This window comes from Bradyrhizobium sp. BRP23, assembly GCF_020194135.1.
In the GTDB taxonomy this organism is placed as follows: domain Bacteria; phylum Pseudomonadota; class Alphaproteobacteria; order Rhizobiales; family Xanthobacteraceae; genus Bradyrhizobium; species Bradyrhizobium yuanmingense.
The window spans coordinates 141,402-158,998 of sequence record NZ_JADYVW010000003.1; the positions used below are offsets into that span (position 1 = coordinate 141,402).

A 17,597-nucleotide genomic window follows, 5' to 3' on the forward strand; every position below is an offset into this window, starting at 1 on the left:
GTTTCATCGCTCAACCCTTAAGTAGGGTATTACCAAGCTTTCGCCAAGCCTCTAACGCCCTATTGATGTCCGCCGGTTCCGTGGACCAGCCCAGACTGAGACGCACCGCTCCCTGGGCCACCACGGGATCATAGCCCATCGCCGACAGGACGTGAGACGGCTGGACCTTACCGGAGGAACAGGCGGAGCCGGAAGACACCGCGACGCCCTCCAGATCGAAGCCGATCACGGCGGTTTCGGCCTTGAGGCCTGGTGCGGTGAAAAGGACGGTATTTGGCAACCGTGCCACGTCTTTCGCAAAGACTGTCGTGCCGGGAACGTCGCGGACGCCATTTTCCAAGCGATCTCTGAGACTTGCCATACGCTTCACATCTTCCGGCAGAGCCTGAAGCGCAGCCTTCACCGCCGCGCCAAAGGCGGCGATCCCGGCAGTGTTCTCGGTTCCGGCCCGGCGGCTGAACTCCTGTCCGCCGCCCCGCAGCACCGGCTCAAGGCCGCTTATCCCATTCGCCATCGCCAGGGCGCCGACCCCCTTGGGGCCGCCGATCTTGTGCGCAGAAAAGGTCGCAAGGTCGGCGCCTACTGAATTGATATCGAACGGTATTTTGCCAAGCGCCTGGATCGCGTCGACATGCAGCAGGCCGCCGGCCTCGTGGACGATGGTTGCAGCCTCCGTGACGGGCTGAAGGGCGCCGGTCTCGTTGTTGGCGGCCATGATCGAGACCAGGGCTGGCGGGCCGCCCTTCAGCAGCGCCTTCAAATGACCGAGGTCGACCACGCCGGAGCGCGTGACCTGGATCAGCCCGATCTTGTCCGCCGGGAACCGGCCGCCGGCCAGCACCGAGGCGTGCTCAACCGCCGAGACCAGCAGCCGCTCGACGGGTGCGCCGGAGGGGCCCCGCAAACCCGGCGAGAGCGCCAGCGCATTGGCCTCGGTTCCAGCGGAGGTGAAGACGACGTTGCGCGGCTGCGCCCCCACCGCGGCGGCGAGTGTCGCGCGGGCTTCTTCGACCAGCCGCCGCGACTCCCGCCCCTCGGCATGGACCGAGGATGGATTGCCGACCAGGTCGAAGGCTGCGACCATCGCCGCTCGCGCCTCGGGGCGCAGCGGCGTGGTCGCATTCCAGTCGAGATAGACACGGTTCGGCATCTGGCCCTCTTAGCACCTTTTGTCGTTCGGCCAATCGGAGGGCGTGCGCTCGTCAGGCCAGCTGTTGCTCCGTCCTCGCAACACTTCGGGGCACCGCCCGCAACCCGAACAGCGGCCGAAGCCAGGCAACGCGCCGGACGATCTCATAGCTCGCCACACATGTGAGCGCGGTCCCGGCGATGACAATGGACGCTTCGATCCCAGCCGACAGACCGCTGCCATGCAATTGATGCGCGATCACGATGATCGCGGTCTGATGCACTATGTAGTACGGGAAGATCGCGTCGGTCAGATAGCGCCGCGCCGGGCTGTCGGCTGTAAGATAGCGCCGGGCAAAGCCCAGCACGACGGCGATCGCGAGCCATTGATAACAGCCATAGGCCGAGGCGGCGAACCACTTCAGCATGGGCGACGGCGCAAACAGGCCGGCGCGTACCAGGATGAAGCCAGCGAAGCACGCGGCGGCGGCCAGCAGGGCCGCCCAGCGCAGGCGTTCGAGTTCGCGCCAGATCCCCTCCTGCTTGGCCAGCAGGAAACCGATCAGGAAGGCCGTGGCGTGGTCCGCGTGGTTGTACCAGTCGCCAAACAGCGCGTGTGTCGACGGGAAAGCCGGGAACAGCACCAGGCGCCAGGCCGCATACAGCAGGCAGGGCGCGATCAGGAGCCATGGGCCGGTAAGCGCACGAGCCAGCTTTCGGCCAAGCCAGTCAGCGCCGGCCGGCCATAACGCGAGCACGCCGATCAACGCCATGGTGTAGACCCACAGATAGACCACGAACCAGAGGTGGTTCCAGGTCGGCAACACGATGCACGGCTTCGGACAGAATTGCGCGCCGAAGGCGAAGTAGTGCCTGGCGTAGAAATCGAAGAAGCCGGCGGGATAGCCGAGGCTTTCGACGATCTGGAGATAGGCCTGCGGCGGCACGATCACGAGCATGCCGAAGATCAGCGGGATCAGGAGCCGCGCCGATCGCGCACCGGCAAGCGAGGCGAGGCTGGACTTGCCGAGCATGAAGCGGGTGGCAACCCCAGACACCAGGAACAGAAGCGACAGCCGCCATGGGTTGAGGAAGAGCATCACCGGTTCCAGCCACGTCAGCCGGTGCGTGCTCTTGATGTGAAATCCCCAGGACACGTAGAGCATGCCGACGTGGTAGAAGATGAGCAGCGCGAAGGCTAAAATCCGCACCCAGTCCAGGTCGATACGCCTTTCAGAGCTTTGGGATTGCTGTGGTGTTGTCATGGTTTTCTGCTCCTTGACGGGACGACAAACGCGGTTTTGGGGCCAGGACTGACGAAAATGGCTGACACCGAAAATGCTCCGCCTGCGGCGCGCGTCGAGCCGGTTTGGGATCAGAATCGGACACGAGGGGATGAGCTGCCGGCGGCTGGGACGAGTCGCGGGACTTTCGGGATCGGCGGCGGCGACCGGATGATGTTCGCAGCGATCGCGGCCGTCGCGCTCGTGATCGGAATCGTCAATGCGTTTTCGTTCGCTCAGGACGCGGCCTGGCGCGGCGACAGCTACGACATCGGCCGGCGGTTGTTCTGGGAGATGTCGAGCATCGCCGTCATCCTGCTGTTGCTGCCGATCCTGGTTTTGGCGGTCCGCCGCATGCGCCGGACAGCCGGCCTCGCCGCCCAGGCGGCCATCGGGGCGATCGCCCTGCTCGGCTTCTCCACCCTCCACATCACCGGCATGGTCTGGGTGCGGAAGCTCGCGCTCTGGCTCGCCGGCGGCGCCTACGATTTCCGTTTCTCGCTCGCGACGGTCCTGTATGAATTCCGCAAAGACGCCGTGGCCTTTGTTCTGATCGCCGCCACGATCTGGCTGCTCGAAAGCCGGCGTGAGCTGAAGAGCGCGGCAGTCGCATCGTCGGCGCCGCCCACCCCGAAGCAGCCATCGTCCGCCGATCTGATCTGGCTGCGCGACGGCACCAGCCGCATTCGCGTGGTGCCGCGCGATATCCTCTGGGTCGCGTCAGCCGGCAATTACATCGAATATAGCCTCGCCGACGGCACCCAGCACCTCATACGGGGCACGCTGGCAGCGGCGGAAAGCGAGCTGGCGCGCTTTTCCATCGTTCGCGTCCACCGGACCAAGCTCGCCAATCTCGACCGGGTGCGCGGCGTGGACCTCAAGCCATCAGGGGATTTCGAGCTCGCCTTCGACAACGGCCAGACGCTCGGCGGCAGCCGGCGCTACCGGCCGGCGGTCGCATCGCTGGGAAGCCGAACCGCGCCAGCGGGAATCGCCCCAGGCGCCCCCTAAACAATCGTGATTTCAATAAGTTGGATAGCACCCTTCGGCAGGACGGCCGGCTCTTGCCGTGCTTCGGTTGATTCAGGCAGGTCCAGGTCGCGGCAGGCAAGCCAGAGATGACAATGCAATGACTGGCTAAGCTCTTGAGCTGATTGAGAGATGTCGAAGAAGCTTGCTTTTTGACCCTGGCCTTGTGTTAGAAGCGCGCGTCAGTTCACCTGCGCGCCACTCGCGCATCATCCGAGGGCGCGCCTCTCCACCCTTCATCCGTGCTCTCGTCGGCGGCAACGCTGCGAGAGCCACAATCGGACGATTGCGCAGGGATCACCTCCAAGGGACTTAGATCAGAGATCATCGATGCCTGAAGTCATTTTCACCGGCCCCGCCGGCCGCCTCGAGGGCCGCTATCACCCGGCCAAGCAGAAGAATGCGCCGATCGCGATGATCCTGCATCCGCATCCGCAGTTCCACGGCACGATGAACCATCAGATCGTGTACCAGTGCTACTACGCCTTCGCCCATCGCGGCTTCTCGGTGCTGCGCTTCAATTTCCGCGGCGTCGGCCGCAGCCAGGGCGCGTTCGACCACGGCACCGGCGAATTGTCCGACGCGGCCGCCGCGCTCGATTGGGCGCAGACCATCAATCCCGAGGCGCGCGCCTGCTGGGTTGCCGGCTTCTCCTTCGGCGCCTGGATCGGCATGCAGCTCTTGATGCGCCGCCCCGAGGTCGAGGGCTTCATCTCGATCGCGCCACCGGCCAACCTCTACGACTTCTCGTTCCTCGCGCCCTGCCCGTCCTCAGGTCTGATCGTGCATGGCGAGAAGGATGCGGTGGTGCCGCCCAAGGACGTCAACACGCTGGTCGAGAAGCTGAAGACCCAGAAAGGCATCGTAATCGATCAGCAGATCATCCCCGGCGCCAACCACTTCTTCGACTCCAAGCTCGAGCCGCTGATGGAAACCATCACGGCCTATCTCGACATGCGCCTCGCCAACGTGCGGTAATATCTTCCGACGTGGATGGGTTCGCGGCATGGCTGCGAACCCATCACCCTGGAGATTGCGAGCGATGAAGGCGTATCTGGTTCTTGATCTCTCGGTGAACGACTACGCCGGATTCAAGACTTACATCGCTGAAGTTCCGGCGTTCATCGCCAAGCACGCAGGGCGATACATCGTCCGCGGCGTCGAGCCGACAACGATTGAGGGCGACTGGGCGCCCGAGCGTCTCGTCATCATCGAATTTGCGGACCGCGAGAAGGCTCAGGCCTTCTTGGATGATCCTGAGATTCAACCCCTGTTCAAACTGCGTCAGGCGACGACGACCAGCAGGCTGCTGCTCGCGGATGGGTGCATCTGATCGCAGCAACTGACTACGCCAGCTTGAGCGCGACGATCCCCATCAAGACGAGCGCGATGCCGGCAAGCTTCATCGCGCTCAAGGTCTCGCCGAACAGCACCACGCCCATCAGGAACGTGCCGGCCGCGCCAATGCCGGTCCACACCGAATAGGCGACGCCGACCTCGAGCACCTTCAAGGCGCGCCCGAGCAGGAATACGAAGGCGGCGAGCAGCACGAGCGAGGCGATGCTCCAGCCGGCGCGCGTGTAGCCTTCGGCATATTTCATGGTGATCGCCCAGCCGACGTCGAGCAGGCCCGCGATCACCAGCATGAGCCAAGCAAGGGATTGTGACATCGGACGGGGCTCACGCCGCGAGCTTGAGCAGATGCGCGTCGTGGCGAATGAGGAAGGCGCGCAACAATTGCGGATAGTCCGCCCCGACCGCGCTGCGCACGCTCGGGCGCTTTGCGAGCTCGGCACGCCAGGCACGAACCTTCGGCACGTCGTTGAAAATGCCGTGCTCTGTCAGCTCGTCGAACAGATCGAAGTAGCGGAAGATCGGCGCGAACACGGCATCGACCAGACTGAACGCATTGCCGGCGAAGAACGGACCTGCGCCGAGCGCGGCCTCGACACGCGCGAACTTTGCGACCAGCGCCTGGCGCTTGCTTTCGAACGTCGCCGGATCGGTTGTGGTCTCCAAGCCCCAGAGGTCGCCGAGGATCGCCGAGCCGAACTCCATCCAGGCACGGTGCTCGGCCCGCTGCAACGGATCCGCCGGATGCAGCCTGCTGCCTGCCTGCGTCTCCTCGATGTACTCGCAGATCACGTTGCTCTCGAACAGCGCGACCTCGCCCTTCTCCGTCGTCACCACCAGCACCGGCACCTTGCCGAGCGGCGAGAGTTTGAGAAACCAGTCGGGCTTGTTGGCGAGATCGATGTCGATCCGCTCAACCGGCACGCCCTTCTCCTTCAGCGCGATCACCGCGCGCTGCACATAGGGACAAAGCTTGTGGCTGATCAGTTTCAGGGAAGAGGTCATGGCAAGGATCCCGGCAGTTAGATGCGACTGCATCCAATATAGATGCAACTGCATCCAATCGTCAAGATCCATGCACCTGCATTAACCACCAAATATTAGCCCGGGAGCTTCGAGTTTGAGTTTGCCGGACGGGGATAGTCTTCAAATCCCGGGCAGTGGCAATCTTTGCAGCTGCACCTATCGCCCTCCAGATGATGATAGCCGATGGGATGCTGACAATGGAGACAGGTGCCCCGCAAACCATCAGAGGGACCCGGAGGAAAACCATTCGTAGAATCGTTCAAGTTCGGTCTCCTCGCAAAGCTGGCCGGCGGGCACCCCGCTTTACGGCCTGGCGATCACCCCGCCGGTCATCGGCATCGGCACGCCCGTGGTCGCCGGATAGGACAGTGGCAGGCCCTTCATGCCGCGGACGGCGAGAAAGCCGAAGGCCTGCGCCTCGATGGCGTCCGAGGCCCAGCCGAGCGTTTCGGCCGCCTCGACCGTGGCCGAGCCCACCCGCTCCCGCAGCATCCGCAGCATGGTGAGATTGCGCGCGCCGCCGCCGCAGACAATCCAGCTGCGCGGCCGTCGCGGCAGAAGAGGAATGACGCGGGCGATCGCGGCCGCGGTGAAGGCGGTCAGCGTCGCTGCGCCGTCGGCAGGCGCGACGTCGCCGAGCCGCAGGGCCGCAAAATCGTTGCGGTCGAGCGATTTCGGCGGCGGGCTTGCGAAGAACGGCACCTCCAGCGCCTGCGCGATCCAGGCTTCGTCCACCTTGCCGAGAGCGGCGAATTTGCCTTCGGCATCGAACGCCTGGTTCATGCTGCGGTACATGAAATCGTCCAGCAGCGCGTTGCCGGGGCCGGTGTCACAGGCGATCAGCGTTTCGTTGCCGTCGATATAGGTGATGTTGGAGACGCCGCCGATATTGACCACGACGATCGGCCCTTCGCGCTCCAGCGAATGGGCGAGCGCGCGGTGGTAGACCGGCACGAGCGGCGCGCCCTGCCCGCCCGCCTCGACGTCGGCGGCGCGGAAGTCGTGCATGACAGGAATATGGAGGGCCCTTGCCAGCGCCGGCGCGTCGCCAATCTGCACCGTCAGCCGTCTTTCGGGCCGGTGCAGCGCGGTCTGGCCGTGGAAGCCGACAATGTCGATGTCCTCCGGCCTCATCCGATTCTGGGCGAGGAAGGCTGCAACCGCCTCGGCATGGGCCTGCGTCACCGCCCGCTCGGCATCACCCAGAATGCCCGGGCGGGCGTCGCGTTGCTGCAGCTGCACGGCCTCGCTCAAGGCCTGGCGCAGCAGGTTGCGCTCGGCCGGGCCATAGGGCCGGTAACCGGACGGCCCGAACGCCTTCACCTGCTTTCCGTCGGTTTCGATCAGCGCGACATCAACCCCGTCCAGCGAGGTGCCGCTCATCAAACCGAGTGCCGTCAACATCATGGACCAGCATCCTCAAGAGACCCGCGCTGGCATGCCGATCTTGTGCCAGAGGGGCACATCTTATAATGCCAACGCGCCAAGTGGCGGGCGGCCAACCGGGTTCCCGCGGAAGACCCTTAAATTGCCCCCAAAACGGTAAACCAAGAATTGTCAGGCACGCCGACAGATGACTGCATTTAAATCGGATTTCCTCAACACCCTGCAGGAACGTGGATTCATCCACCAATGCTCCGATTTCGAGGGGCTGGACGCGCTCGCCGCCAAGGGCGAGGCCACCACCTATGTCGGCTACGATTGCACCGCCCGCTCGCTGCACATCGGCAATTACCTGACCATGATGATGCTGCACTGGCTGCAGCAGTCCGGCAACAAGCCGATTACGCTGATGGGCGGCGGCACCACCATGGTGGGCGATCCCTCCGGCAAAGACGAGACGCGCGCGATGCGCACCATCGCCGAGATCGAGGCCAACAAGGAATCGATCCGCGGCGTGTTCGCCAAGGTGCTGCGCTACGGCGAGGGCAAGAGCGACGCGGTCATGCTCGACAATGCGGAATGGCTGACCAAGCTGAACTGGATCGAGATGCTGCGCGACGTCGGCCGGCACTTCTCGGTCAACCGCATGCTGACCATGGATTCCGTGCGGCTGCGCCTCGAGCGCGAGCAGGAGATGAGCTTCATCGAGTTCAATTACATGGTCTGCCAGGCCTACGACTTCGTCGAGCTGGCCAAGCGCACCGGCTGCCGCCTCCAGATGGGCGGCTCGGACCAATGGGGCAACATCATTATGGGCGTCGATCTCGGCCGCCGCATGGGCACCCACCAGCTGTTCGCGCTGACGACGCCGCTGCTGACGACCGCCTCGGGCGCCAAGATGGGCAAGACCGCGCAAGGCGCGGTGTGGCTCAACGCCGACCAGTTCAGCCCTTACGACTTCTGGCAATACTGGCGCAACACCGAGGACGCCGACGTCGGCAAGTTCCTGAAACTGTTCACGACACTGCCGATGGCCGAGATCAGGAAGCTCGAGGCGCTCGGCGGCTCGGAGATCAACGAGGCCAAGAAGGTGCTCGCAACCGAAGCGACCGCGCTGCTGCACGGCCGCGACGCCGCGAACGAAGCCGCCGAGACCGCGCGCCGCACCTTCGAGGAAGGCGCGCTTGCCGAGAGCCTGCCGACCGTGGAAATTCCGCGCGGCGAACTCGACGCCGGCCTCGGCGTGCTCAACGCCTTCGTCAAGGCTGGCCTCGTCGGCTCCAACGGCGAAGCGAGGCGCCAGATCAAAGGCGGCGGCCTGCGCGTCAACGACGCGCCCGTCACCGACGACAAGATGGCGCTGTCGGCAGGCCACCTGACGCCGGAAGGCGTGATCAAGCTGTCCTTTGGCAAGAAGAAGCACGTGCTCATCAGGCCTGCATAGGCGTATGAGCTTTTCACTGCTTGTCAGGGCGCACGGATGCGCGCTCCCTGACGGCAATGAAACAGGACAGGCCCAAGGAAACGAAAGCGGAAACGACAGCGGAAACGGGCAAGGAAAGGGTCGGAGGCGCCCGGCGGGACGGGGTGCGCACCGCACTCGTCGTGCTCGGCCTCTGCTTCACGCTGGCTGTTCTTGGCCGGGGCTTGAGCGAGAGCTTCACGGTCTTCCTCAAGCCGATCTCCGAAAGCCTCGGCTGGGATCGCGCCCAGGCCGTCTCGATCTACTCCCTCACCTGGCTCGTCAGCGGCATGACTGCACCCCTGGTCGGGCGCCTGTTCGATCATTCCGGACCACGCCTCGTCTATGCGCTCGGCTTACTCCTGCTCGGTTCGGCCTTTCTGATCGCGAGCCATGCGCACGCGCTCTGGCAATTCCAGCTCTCGATCGGAATCTGCGTCGGCATCGGCGTTGCCTTCATCGGCAATGTGCCGAACTCCATCCTGCTCGGCCGCTGGTTCGGACCAAAGCTGCCGACCGCCATGGCGGTGGTCTATTCGGCAATGGGCGGCGGCGTGCTGGCCTTGCTGCCGGCCTCGCAGCTTCTGATCGATCATCTCGGCTGGCGCGAGACCTACCAGCTGTTCGGCTTTGCAGCGCTCGGGCTGCTGGCGCCGCTGCTGCTGCTTCCCTGGCGCATGTTCGCGGCCGGCTCGCCGCACGTCGCCAAGAAGAGCGATCCTGACTTCGTCGACAGCGGCTGGACGCTTGCGAGCGCGATGCGCCACCACGCATTCTGGGCGCTGTTCTCGACCTTCTTCTTCACCGCGGTCGGCATGTATGCGATCGCGGCGCAGATCGTGGCCTATCTGATCGACGCCGGCTTTCCGCCGCTCCAGGCTGCGACCGCCTGGGGCTTCTCCGGAATCGTGCTGGTGTTCGGCATGCTCGGCGTCTCCGCGCTCGACGGCCTGATCGGACGGCGGCCGTCGGTGCTGCTCAGCTACGCGATCTCGATTCTCGGCATCGTTCTGCTCTGGCTGCTGCAGTACTATCCGAACGTCATTCTGCTCACCGGTTTCGTCGTCTGCTTCGGCAGCATGATGGGCTCCCGCGGGCCGCTGATCAGCGCCACCGCCATGAAGATCTTTCGCGGCAAACGCGTCGGCACCATCTTCGGCACGATCTCGATCGGCAGCGGCCTCGGCTCGGCCTTCGGTTCATGGAGCGGCGGCCTGATCCACGATGCCACGCACGGCTACGATCTCCTGCTCGTCTTCGCACTTGCGAGCGTGATCCTCGGAATGATTCCGTTCCTGGTCGTCCCTGCTTTGCGGGAGTAGGTCTCCCCGACGTAACCTGCACACCCTGGTTTCACCGGAATCCTACGGACGAGCGCGAGGCGAACGTGCAAAAAAGAGGGTCGCGTGCAGCTCTTGGCGGCGCCTTGCGGTGTTTTGTCCGACATGACGAAAATGTCAGCGCTGAATTGATCCTGGTGGCTTGCGAGGCGGAAGCGAATACGGTCCAAGTCGCAGCATTGGGTCCAGCATTGGATGGAGGGCAAACCAATGGACTTTCCTTATCTCACTCGCTTTCAACCGGTTCTCCTGAGCCTGTTTCGCTTCATCACCGGCCTGCTGCTGTTCCAGTACGGCGTCGCCAAGCTGTTCAAGTTTCCGGCTGTCCCAATGTTCGCCAAGGTCGAGCTGATGTCGCTTTACGGCGCCGCCGGTGCGCTCGAACTGGTGCTTGGCGGGCTGCTCATGATCGGCCTGTTCTCGCGCCTCGCAGCCTTCATCTTGTCCGGTGAAATGGCTTTCGCCTACTTCATGGGCCACATGTTCAGGGGCGAGACGCCGATCTTCCTGCCGCTGCTGAACAACGGCACCCTGGCGATCCTGTTCTGCTTCGCCTGCCTGTATCTCTCGGCGGCGGGCGGAGGCCCGGTCAGCGTCGACGCAGCGATGGGCAAGAAATAGCCGCCGGACCGGCGGGCGCATCCGCGCCCCGCTGAAGCACATCTCATCCGCTAAGCACGAGGATGGCGCCGGCAGATCTCCGGTGCCGTCTCAGCGCGCGCCCAGCACGTTCCAGATCAGAACGAGGGCGGCGACGAGCAGCAGAGACATGATGATGCGATGAACGAATCGATTCATTGCAGGTCCGTCCAGACGGTCTAGCTGCCAAAACCCAAGATCGATTCCCTTCCCCAGACGGCCTGGAGTCCGTCTGCACGGCGATTTGCCTGCACCATTGCGCACGCGCCTGCGCACGTTGTCCGCGCGGCAGGCCGCCGCATGCCTCCATTCATGATTGGTAAGAACTTCATGCTACCGGTGCGAGCAATAACAACCATTCCGTAGGGGCTGTGATGAAACTGCTGAGTCATCTGAAGATCCGTACCAAGCTTGCCAGCATGGTCTGCCTCGCGGCTCTCACGGTCACAGCCATCATCGGCGTATCGGCCGTGCTCAGCAAGAGCCGGATGATGGAGGACCGCGTCCAGCAGATGCGGACCGCCGTCGAGCTCCTCTACAACTATGCCCAAGCGCTCCAGGACGAAGTGACCGCCGGCAAGCTGACGCCGGCCGAGGCCAAGAGCCTGTTCCACCAGCGCGGCCGCCGCATGAACTTCAACGGCAACCAGGGCTATCCGGTGGTTTACAATCCGGACGGCTCCCTGGTCGTGAACGGCGCCAACCAGCAGCTCGAAGGCAAGATCACCGGCGCCAAGGATTCAAACGGCGTGCTGATTGCCGACGCCATCATCAAGGCCGGCAGCGAGACTGCGCAGGGCGGCGTCACCTCCTATCTCTACCCCCGTCCCGGCCAGACCGAGCCGGTCCGCAAGACCGTGTTCGCGCGCAAATTCGCGCCCTGGAACGTCATCATCAGCTACGGCCTCTATGTCGACGACATCGACGCCGATGTGCGCGCCTTGACGCTGGAGCTTGGCGCCATCGGCATCGGCCTGATGCTGCTGATGGCGGCGCTGTCCTGGCTGATCGCCCGCGACGTGCTCGGCGCGCTCGACCGTCAGAAGAACCGCATGCAGGCGATTTCCGAAGGCGCCATCGACAAGCCGGTCGAGGAGACCGACCGCGGCGACGAGATCGGCCGCATGGCCGAGACGCTCGAAATCCTCAGGCAGACCGCGCTCACGGCCCGCACGCTGGAGGCCGAGCAGGTCGCGGCCAAGGCCCGCAGCGAGCAGGAGAAGCGCGAGGCCCTGATCGCCCTTGCCGACCGCTTCGATGCCTCCGTCGGCCAGCTCGTCGGCCTGATGGCCTCCGGCTCCGGTGAATTGGAGACCACGGCCAAGTCGATGTCGTCGACCGCCGAAGGCACCAATCGCCGCGCCGCCGTGGTCGGCTCGGCCGCCAATGAGGCCAGCCAGCGCGTCCAGACCGTCGCCTCCGCCGCCGAGGAGCTCTCCTCCTCCATCACCGAGATCAGCCGCCAGGTCGCGCAATCGGCCGAGGTCACGGGACGTGCGGTGGACAGCGCCCGCCGCACCGACACCATCGTGCGCGCACTCTCGGACGGCGCCCAGCAGATCGAGCATGTCGCCGAGCTGATCTCCAACATCGCGGCGCAGACCAACCTGCTCGCGCTCAACGCCACCATCGAGGCCGCCCGCGCCGGCGAAGCCGGCCGCGGCTTTGCCGTGGTCGCTTCCGAGGTGAAGTCGCTGGCGAGCCAGACCGCGGAAGCCACCCGCGAGATCGGCGACAAGATCGCCCAGATCCAGGGCGCCACCAAGGAAGCTGTCGATGCGATCGGCGGCATCACCGCCACCATCGAGGAGGTCAGCCGCATCGCCACCTCGATCGGCGCGGCCATCGAGGAGCAAGGCGCCGCCACCGCCGAGATCGCCCGCAGCGTCTCGCAGACCGCGGAGGCGACCAAAGAGGTCACCACCAATATCGGCGGCGTCTCCACCGCAGCCAACGAGACCGGCAACGCTGCCGGCATGGTGCTCGCAGCAGCCAGCAACCTCTCCAAGCAGGCCGAGCAGCTCTCCGGCGAAGTCGGAACGTTCCTGAAGGGCGTGCGCGCGGCCTGACGCCCCGCTCCAGCCGCAAAACGTTTGGCGCGAAAGCATCGCCACATTCGTCATGGCCGGGCTTGTCCCGGCCATCCACGTTTTTGGCCGCGCCGCACGAAGAACGTGGATGCTCGGGACAAGCCCGGGCATGACGAGCACCTGGGAATGTGGGGATTACCGCCGCGCGAGGGTGCAACCGCTCGACAGCTGGCGCGTCGATCCGGTCGAGCCGTCGTTCGAATGCGATGGGAATTCCTCGAATGGCGAGTTCTGCTTGCCGGTGTTGAACTCGAAGATCTTGCGGAACAGGCCCGGCGCCATCGCCGAGATCGGATTGACGCGCATCACGGGCGCGGCTGGCGTGCCGACGACCTCGTAGGTCACGCCGATCAGCCCCTCATTGTTGCCGCCACCGAGGAAGATGCCGAACAGCGGGATCTGGCCGAAGATGTTGTTGACGCCGTACATCGGCACGAAGGTGCCGCTCATGCAGACCTGGTTGCCGGGATAGTCGATCGAGCCCTCGATGGTGGCACCGATCATCGGCCCCTTGACCACGCCGTCACGGACCGTGAGCGCACCGTTCTGCCGCGTGAACTCGGCGCGAAGTGCGCTGAAGGAGACGCCATTCCCGGTCCCATTCGGCGCGCCGGCGGCAACGCGTTCGAGCTGCGCCTCGCCCTTCACGGTGAAGTCGCGGACATTGATCAGGCCCTCGCGCGCGGCGTTCGGCTCGGAAGACGGCGGCTCCATCGCGACCACCATCTGGCCGCCGACCGCCTTGGTGTAGGTGTCGGTGAAACGCAGCAGCGCGCCGGCGTCGTTGGTCTGCAGGTAGATCACCTCGCGGTTGCCCTGGGCACGGCCGCCGCGCAGGTCGGCAGCGACAGGCGTGTCGCGGCCGATCTTGCCGCTCAGCGTGAACGCCTTGATAGCCCCATTGCGCTTCGACATCTTGGCATCGAGGCTGCGCATGGCCTCGCCGTTGAAGCCGGCGACGGCACCGAGCTTCACGTCGATGTCGAAATCGACGTTCTTCAGCTTGTTCTTGTCGTCCTTGGAATTGCCTGAGATCGCCGACTTCAGGAAGCCGCGGCCGTCGAACACGTCGCCACGCATGGTGCCGCGCAGCACACCGTCCTGGCTGCGCTCCACCCTGAGCGAGGCCTTGTCGCCGTCGGACGGCGCGTAGGTCGGGAAGTTCGCGTTCACGAGATCGCTGTTCGCGTCGAGCTCGAGCGAGCCCTTGATCGAGGCGCCGCCGCCTTCGATGACGATGTCCTCGAAACGCGTCGATTGCGCCGTCGGCACCACCTTGAAGCTGGCCTTGCCGGACTTGCCCGGCAGCTTGACCCAGCCGGGCAGGATGTTGTCGAGCCTGACCGAGGTCAGATCGGCCTCGACGCCGAGCTTCGTCGTCTGATCCGCGCCGCTCGCGATCTTGCCCGACAGCTTGATCGGCAACGATCCGATGACTGCGGGGCTGAGATCGAAGCCGAGCCGCGCGCGGCTGGCATCGTCCAGCGTCGCCTGCAGCCTGACATCCGCGTCGCCCTCGGCCGGCTTGCGATAATCGAGCGAGGCCGCCTGGCCGTTGATCTTGACGTCGCCCCTGACCTGATAGCCCTGGTTGTTGGCTGATATCTTGAGGTTGTTGGCTTCCAGCTTCTGGTTCATCACCAGCTTGTCGGCGGCAAAACCGTTGAGATCGGCGGTGACGGCGTAGGTGGTGTCGGCCTTGGTCAGCTCGCCCTTGACCGGCATGCCGAGCTGGATGTTCGCCGAGAACGTTCCCTTGCTGGTGTTGGGATCGACGACGGTCGCCGACAGGTCGCTCAGCCGATCATTGGCGAGCATTTCAGCGGCCGCGGGCACCGGCCCTTCCACACGGAATCTGCTCCGCGACGGCGACGGCTTCGGCGCCATGTCGGGCACCTCGAACACGAAATCGGAGATCGTGACCTTGCGGCCCGCGGGGGTATCGGCAATGCCCTGCCCGATGTTGACGGTCGCGGTGCGTCCGGTCACGCGCGCCTTCAGATCGGCATCGCGCACCACCGGCATGCCGTCCACGGGCCGGACCGCAACGCCGCTCGCCACGATGTTGACCGACAGGCCGTCGTCCGGAATGGGCGGACCCTTGCGCGGCAGGTTCCTGGTCGGCGAGTTGACGCCGATCTCGATGCGCTGGAGCGTGCCGCGCTCGATCCGTTCGATCACCCATTCACGCAATTCGGGGACGATCAGCGTCGGCCACATCCGCTTCAAGGCGGAGGCCGACATCGGCGTGCCCGCAAAACCGAGGGTGAGCCGCGGCTCGCCCGAATAGTCGAGGGCGCCGGTGCCGGCGACGCCGATCTCGCCGTTGGAGACGTCGGCCTGTGTCAGCAGGATGCGCTTGTGGTCGGCGTCGAAGCGGAAGCCGATCGCAATGCGGTTGAAGACGAGCGGCGGCTCGTTGTCGATGCCGCCGAGCAGGATCGACCCGCCGCTGAAGCCGAGCTGCCAGTCGTTGATGTTGCCGTTGGGTGGCTCGAGATGGGCCAGCAGCGTCAGGCGGTTCGCGCCGGAGAGAACCTTGAACGGCGCGACCAGCACCCGCCGGTTCGCATCCCACTCGACGTTGATCTCGGCCGAGTCGATTGCCATCGGGTAGTCGGGCGTGTCGGTATCGATGATATTGCCGGCGCCGGCCGCGATCTTGCCGCGGAAGAAGGTCGGCACGCCGTCGCGGCCGAGCTCGCCCTTGAGCTCGCCCGTCAGCGGCAGGTCGGCGGTGTAGGTGAGGTCCTTCACCCGCAGCGCCAGCAGGATGTTGGAGGTCGAGACCTTGTCGGCCTTGATGTCGACCGAGCGCACGCCGTTCTCGGCCGGTCCGATCGTGGCGCGCAGCAGCCACGGACGCGCGCCCTGCTCGCCGAGGCTGAGCGCGACGCCGCCGCGGCTCGGCCGCCTCAGGCTGAGCGTGATGTTCTCGAACGACCATTTGCTGCCGCGCTGCTGATCGTCGACGATCAGGACGCCGTTTTTCAGACCGATCTCGTTGAGGTTCTGACCGTCGAGGCCCGTCATGCTCAGGCTGTCGAGCCAGTCGAGGCCCTGAAGGATGCCGCTCTGCGCGGTCGCCTGCGGTGCGGCCTGCGATGCGTCCGGGCTCGCAGGCGCGGTCGCGAATGGCGGCGGGGGGACACCGCTGCGCGGGAATGTCGGCGGCAGGCCCGCGTCCTTCTTGGACGCGACACCGGTCGCCAGCGGCTTTGCGGTGTCGCCGGCGGACACGGTGACGGTGCCGTCGGGCGCAATGCGGATGGCGAGCTCGGCATCGACCAGGTTGAGACTCTCGGCTCGCAGGTGCCCCATCAGGAGGGCCGCACCCGACAGCCTCACCTCGGCCTTCGGCGCGCTGGCGACGACGGCGTGATCGCGGTCGCGAACGATGATGTCTCGGATGCGGACGGCGACGCGGACCCGGCCGGCCCGCTCGATCTGGGTGCCGCCGACCTCAACGGTGTTGCCGTGGCCGATATTGTCCTCGATCGCGGCTGCGAGCCACGGCGTTGCGATGTCCAGACTGATGGGACCGGCACCGAGCCGCCACCACAGCGCACCGAAACAGCCGATGAAAATGACGATAACGGTGGCGACGGCCACCGCCAGGCGCTTCAGCCAGCGTCCCCCACCCGTCCAGCGGCGCAGCGCGCTAAATCCACCACCGAAGCGAAGAAAGCCCGAACCGGAACGCGCCAGCAACCGGCGTGCGCGATTGCGCGCAGCCGCTTCCTGATCCGGATCCCAGTCGGCGTCGTCCCATTCCTGCGGCTCGAGTTGGCCGCCGCGCCGATCAAAATCCCGGTTGTAGTCCTGGGGCGACGTATTCCTTGCCATTGTCTCTCGATACAGGCGCCCGTCATAGGACTGAGCGCCGCCGGGACCGCAGCCGTTCGCGGGAAGTGATGCTCCCTGCGCCGGCACTGCCGCCATACCTCGAATATTCCTGCTGTTCGTCATTTCGCCCCGGGAGCGCGTTCAACGAGCAGTGGGGTGGTGCGTGGAATTCCTTGTAACCATACTCCGGCGTCGCCAGACTTGCCCAGCCGAGGGCACGATTCCGGCTCGCCGGACAAGAGCTGCAATACCGCTTCGGTTGACCTGCCGAAAGCGTCGAAAGGAAGGCGTATGTCCAAGAAATCCCGAAAGAAATCGTCCAAAACGCCCTCCGGCAGTCCGACCGCTGCAAAGAAGTCCGCAAAAACGCGGGCATCGACTCAAACAAGATCCGCGAAAACGCAGCGGACACCGGCACGCAAATCAGCTGCGACCATAGCAAAAGCAGGATCGCATAAGGCCGCATCGAAACAGTTAAAATCCTCCAAATCCGCCTCCTCTCCGGCTGCGGCCAAGTCGGGCTTGAAGTCGGGCTTGAAGTCCGGCTTGGCCGAGGGCCAAAAGGCCCCGGCCTTCCGCCTGCCGCGCGATGGCGGCGACGTGGTCACGCTGGCCGACTATGCCGGCCGAAAGCTCGTCCTGTTCTTCTACCCCCGCGCCGACACCCCCGGCTGCACGCGGGAGGCGATCGACTTCACGCGCCTGGCGGGCGCCTTCGCGGCCGCCGGCACCGCGGTGCTCGGCATCTCCGCCGATCCGTTAAGGGCCCAGGAGAAGTTTCGCGACAAGCACAAGCTCGGCGTCCCCCTCATCTCGGACGAGACGCATGAGATGCTGGAGGCTTATGGGGCCTGGGGCGAAAAGTCCATGTATGGCAAGAGCTTCCTTGGGATCCTTCGCACCACGGTGCTGGTCGGGACTGACGGTAAAGTCGCGCGGATCTGGCGCAATGTCCGGGTCCATGGCCATGCCGACGAAGTGCTGGAGGCGGCAAGGAGCCTTTAACCAATCCTTTACC

14 protein-coding genes are annotated in these 17,597 nt (G+C 65.0%); 8 read left to right on the plus strand and 6 right to left on the minus strand.

The features are described 5' to 3' along the window. Positions 1 to 10 precede the first annotated feature (10 nt). Positions 11 to 1,150 (minus strand): cysteine desulfurase family protein, encoded by a 1,140-nt coding sequence (locus tag I6F24_RS08720; RefSeq protein ID WP_225125545.1) that lies wholly within the window; start codon positions 1,148 to 1,150, stop codon positions 11 to 13. 52 nt (positions 1,151 to 1,202) lie between these two features. Further along, positions 1,203 to 2,393 carry an acyltransferase family protein gene (locus I6F24_RS08725; RefSeq protein WP_109143899.1) on the minus strand — a complete coding sequence of 397 codons (1,191 nt, stop codon included), beginning with the start codon at positions 2,391 to 2,393 and terminating at the stop codon, positions 1,203 to 1,205. 57 nt (positions 2,394 to 2,450) lie between these two features. On the opposite strand from I6F24_RS08725, the gene I6F24_RS08730 reads away from it, so the two are divergent. The 3 genes from I6F24_RS08730 to I6F24_RS08740 all read left to right on the plus strand — a co-directional run bounded on the left by I6F24_RS08730 (position 2,451) and on the right by I6F24_RS08740 (position 4,773). Then, complete coding sequence (locus tag I6F24_RS08730) at positions 2,451 to 3,422, plus strand: LytTR family DNA-binding domain-containing protein (RefSeq protein WP_225125547.1); 972 nt, start codon at positions 2,451 to 2,453, stop codon at positions 3,420 to 3,422. A gap of 348 nt (positions 3,423 to 3,770) precedes the next feature. Continuing rightward, positions 3,771 to 4,418: an alpha/beta hydrolase gene (locus I6F24_RS08735; protein ID WP_035999994.1), complete on the plus strand. Its 648-nt coding sequence runs from the start codon at positions 3,771 to 3,773 to the stop codon at positions 4,416 to 4,418. A 64-nt stretch (positions 4,419 to 4,482) separates the two neighbouring features. Next, the gene (locus I6F24_RS08740) at positions 4,483 to 4,773 is read left to right on the plus strand and encodes a DUF1330 domain-containing protein (protein ID WP_225125548.1); all 291 of its coding nucleotides are present in this window, start codon (positions 4,483 to 4,485) and stop codon (positions 4,771 to 4,773) included. A gap of 13 nt (positions 4,774 to 4,786) precedes the next feature. Here the strand turns inward: I6F24_RS08740 and I6F24_RS08745 are convergent, their stop codons facing one another. From I6F24_RS08745 to I6F24_RS08755, 3 genes are all read right to left on the minus strand, one after another. Continuing rightward, on the minus strand, positions 4,787 to 5,110 hold the full coding sequence (locus tag I6F24_RS08745; protein ID WP_225125549.1) for a multidrug efflux SMR transporter: 324 nt from the start codon (positions 5,108 to 5,110) through the stop codon (positions 4,787 to 4,789). Between the two features lie 10 nt (positions 5,111 to 5,120). Continuing rightward, positions 5,121 to 5,798, minus strand: coding sequence for a glutathione S-transferase family protein (locus I6F24_RS08750; protein ID WP_225125550.1), 678 nt, complete (start codon positions 5,796 to 5,798; stop codon positions 5,121 to 5,123). Positions 5,799 to 6,122: 324 nt separating this feature from the next. Then, the gene (locus I6F24_RS08755; RefSeq protein WP_225125551.1) at positions 6,123 to 7,226 is read right to left on the minus strand and encodes an anhydro-N-acetylmuramic acid kinase; all 1,104 of its coding nucleotides are present in this window, start codon (positions 7,224 to 7,226) and stop codon (positions 6,123 to 6,125) included. A 166-nt stretch (positions 7,227 to 7,392) separates the two neighbouring features. On the opposite strand from I6F24_RS08755, the gene tyrS reads away from it, so the two are divergent. From tyrS to I6F24_RS08775, 4 genes are all read left to right on the plus strand, one after another. Beyond that, the gene (tyrS, locus tag I6F24_RS08760) at positions 7,393 to 8,646 is read left to right on the plus strand and encodes a tyrosine--tRNA ligase (RefSeq protein WP_225125552.1); all 1,254 of its coding nucleotides are present in this window, start codon (positions 7,393 to 7,395) and stop codon (positions 8,644 to 8,646) included. Positions 8,647 to 8,702: 56 nt separating this feature from the next. After that, positions 8,703 to 9,986 carry an MFS transporter gene (locus tag I6F24_RS08765; protein ID WP_225125553.1) on the plus strand — a complete coding sequence of 428 codons (1,284 nt, stop codon included), beginning with the start codon at positions 8,703 to 8,705 and terminating at the stop codon, positions 9,984 to 9,986. Positions 9,987 to 10,214: 228 nt separating this feature from the next. Then, complete coding sequence (locus I6F24_RS08770) at positions 10,215 to 10,625, plus strand: DoxX family protein (RefSeq protein ID WP_036000011.1); 411 nt, start codon at positions 10,215 to 10,217, stop codon at positions 10,623 to 10,625. A 392-nt stretch (positions 10,626 to 11,017) separates the two neighbouring features. Next, the gene (locus I6F24_RS08775) at positions 11,018 to 12,712 is read left to right on the plus strand and encodes a methyl-accepting chemotaxis protein (RefSeq protein WP_036000014.1); all 1,695 of its coding nucleotides are present in this window, start codon (positions 11,018 to 11,020) and stop codon (positions 12,710 to 12,712) included. A 156-nt stretch (positions 12,713 to 12,868) separates the two neighbouring features. On the opposite strand, the gene I6F24_RS08780 is transcribed toward I6F24_RS08775, so the two are convergent. Then, positions 12,869 to 16,675, minus strand: coding sequence for a DUF3971 domain-containing protein (locus I6F24_RS08780; protein WP_225149555.1), 3,807 nt, complete (start codon positions 16,673 to 16,675; stop codon positions 12,869 to 12,871). A 195-nt stretch (positions 16,676 to 16,870) separates the two neighbouring features. On the opposite strand from I6F24_RS08780, the gene I6F24_RS08785 reads away from it, so the two are divergent. Beyond that, positions 16,871 to 17,584, plus strand: coding sequence for a peroxiredoxin (locus I6F24_RS08785; protein ID WP_225149744.1), 714 nt, complete (start codon positions 16,871 to 16,873; stop codon positions 17,582 to 17,584). The last annotated feature ends 13 nt before the right edge of the window (positions 17,585 to 17,597 follow it).

Excerpts from the sequence above, each read along its gene's own strand:
- I6F24_RS08770 (WP_036000011.1), top strand. The coding sequence starts at position 10,215 with ATGGACTTTCCTTATCTCACTCGCTTTCAACCGGTTCTCCTGAGCCTG.
- I6F24_RS08720 (WP_225125545.1), bottom strand. The coding sequence starts at position 1,150 with ATGCCGAACCGTGTCTATCTCGACTGGAATGCGACCACGCCGCTGCGC.
- I6F24_RS08725 (WP_109143899.1), bottom strand. The coding sequence starts at position 2,393 with ATGACAACACCACAGCAATCCCAAAGCTCTGAAAGGCGTATCGACCTG.
- tyrS (WP_225125552.1), top strand. The coding sequence starts at position 7,393 with ATGACTGCATTTAAATCGGATTTCCTCAACACCCTGCAGGAACGTGGA.
- I6F24_RS08735 (WP_035999994.1), top strand. The coding sequence starts at position 3,771 with ATGCCTGAAGTCATTTTCACCGGCCCCGCCGGCCGCCTCGAGGGCCGC.
- I6F24_RS08740 (WP_225125548.1), top strand. The coding sequence starts at position 4,483 with ATGAAGGCGTATCTGGTTCTTGATCTCTCGGTGAACGACTACGCCGGA.
- I6F24_RS08775 (WP_036000014.1), top strand. The coding sequence starts at position 11,018 with ATGAAACTGCTGAGTCATCTGAAGATCCGTACCAAGCTTGCCAGCATG.
- I6F24_RS08750 (WP_225125550.1), bottom strand. The coding sequence starts at position 5,798 with ATGACCTCTTCCCTGAAACTGATCAGCCACAAGCTTTGTCCCTATGTG.
- I6F24_RS08780 (WP_225149555.1), bottom strand. The coding sequence starts at position 16,675 with ATGGCGGCAGTGCCGGCGCAGGGAGCATCACTTCCCGCGAACGGCTGC.
- I6F24_RS08785 (WP_225149744.1), top strand. The coding sequence starts at position 16,871 with ATGTCCAAGAAATCCCGAAAGAAATCGTCCAAAACGCCCTCCGGCAGT.
- I6F24_RS08765 (WP_225125553.1), top strand. The coding sequence starts at position 8,703 with ATGAAACAGGACAGGCCCAAGGAAACGAAAGCGGAAACGACAGCGGAA.
- I6F24_RS08745 (WP_225125549.1), bottom strand. The coding sequence starts at position 5,110 with ATGTCACAATCCCTTGCTTGGCTCATGCTGGTGATCGCGGGCCTGCTC.
- I6F24_RS08730 (WP_225125547.1), top strand. The coding sequence starts at position 2,451 with ATGGCTGACACCGAAAATGCTCCGCCTGCGGCGCGCGTCGAGCCGGTT.
- I6F24_RS08755 (WP_225125551.1), bottom strand. The coding sequence starts at position 7,226 with ATGATGTTGACGGCACTCGGTTTGATGAGCGGCACCTCGCTGGACGGG.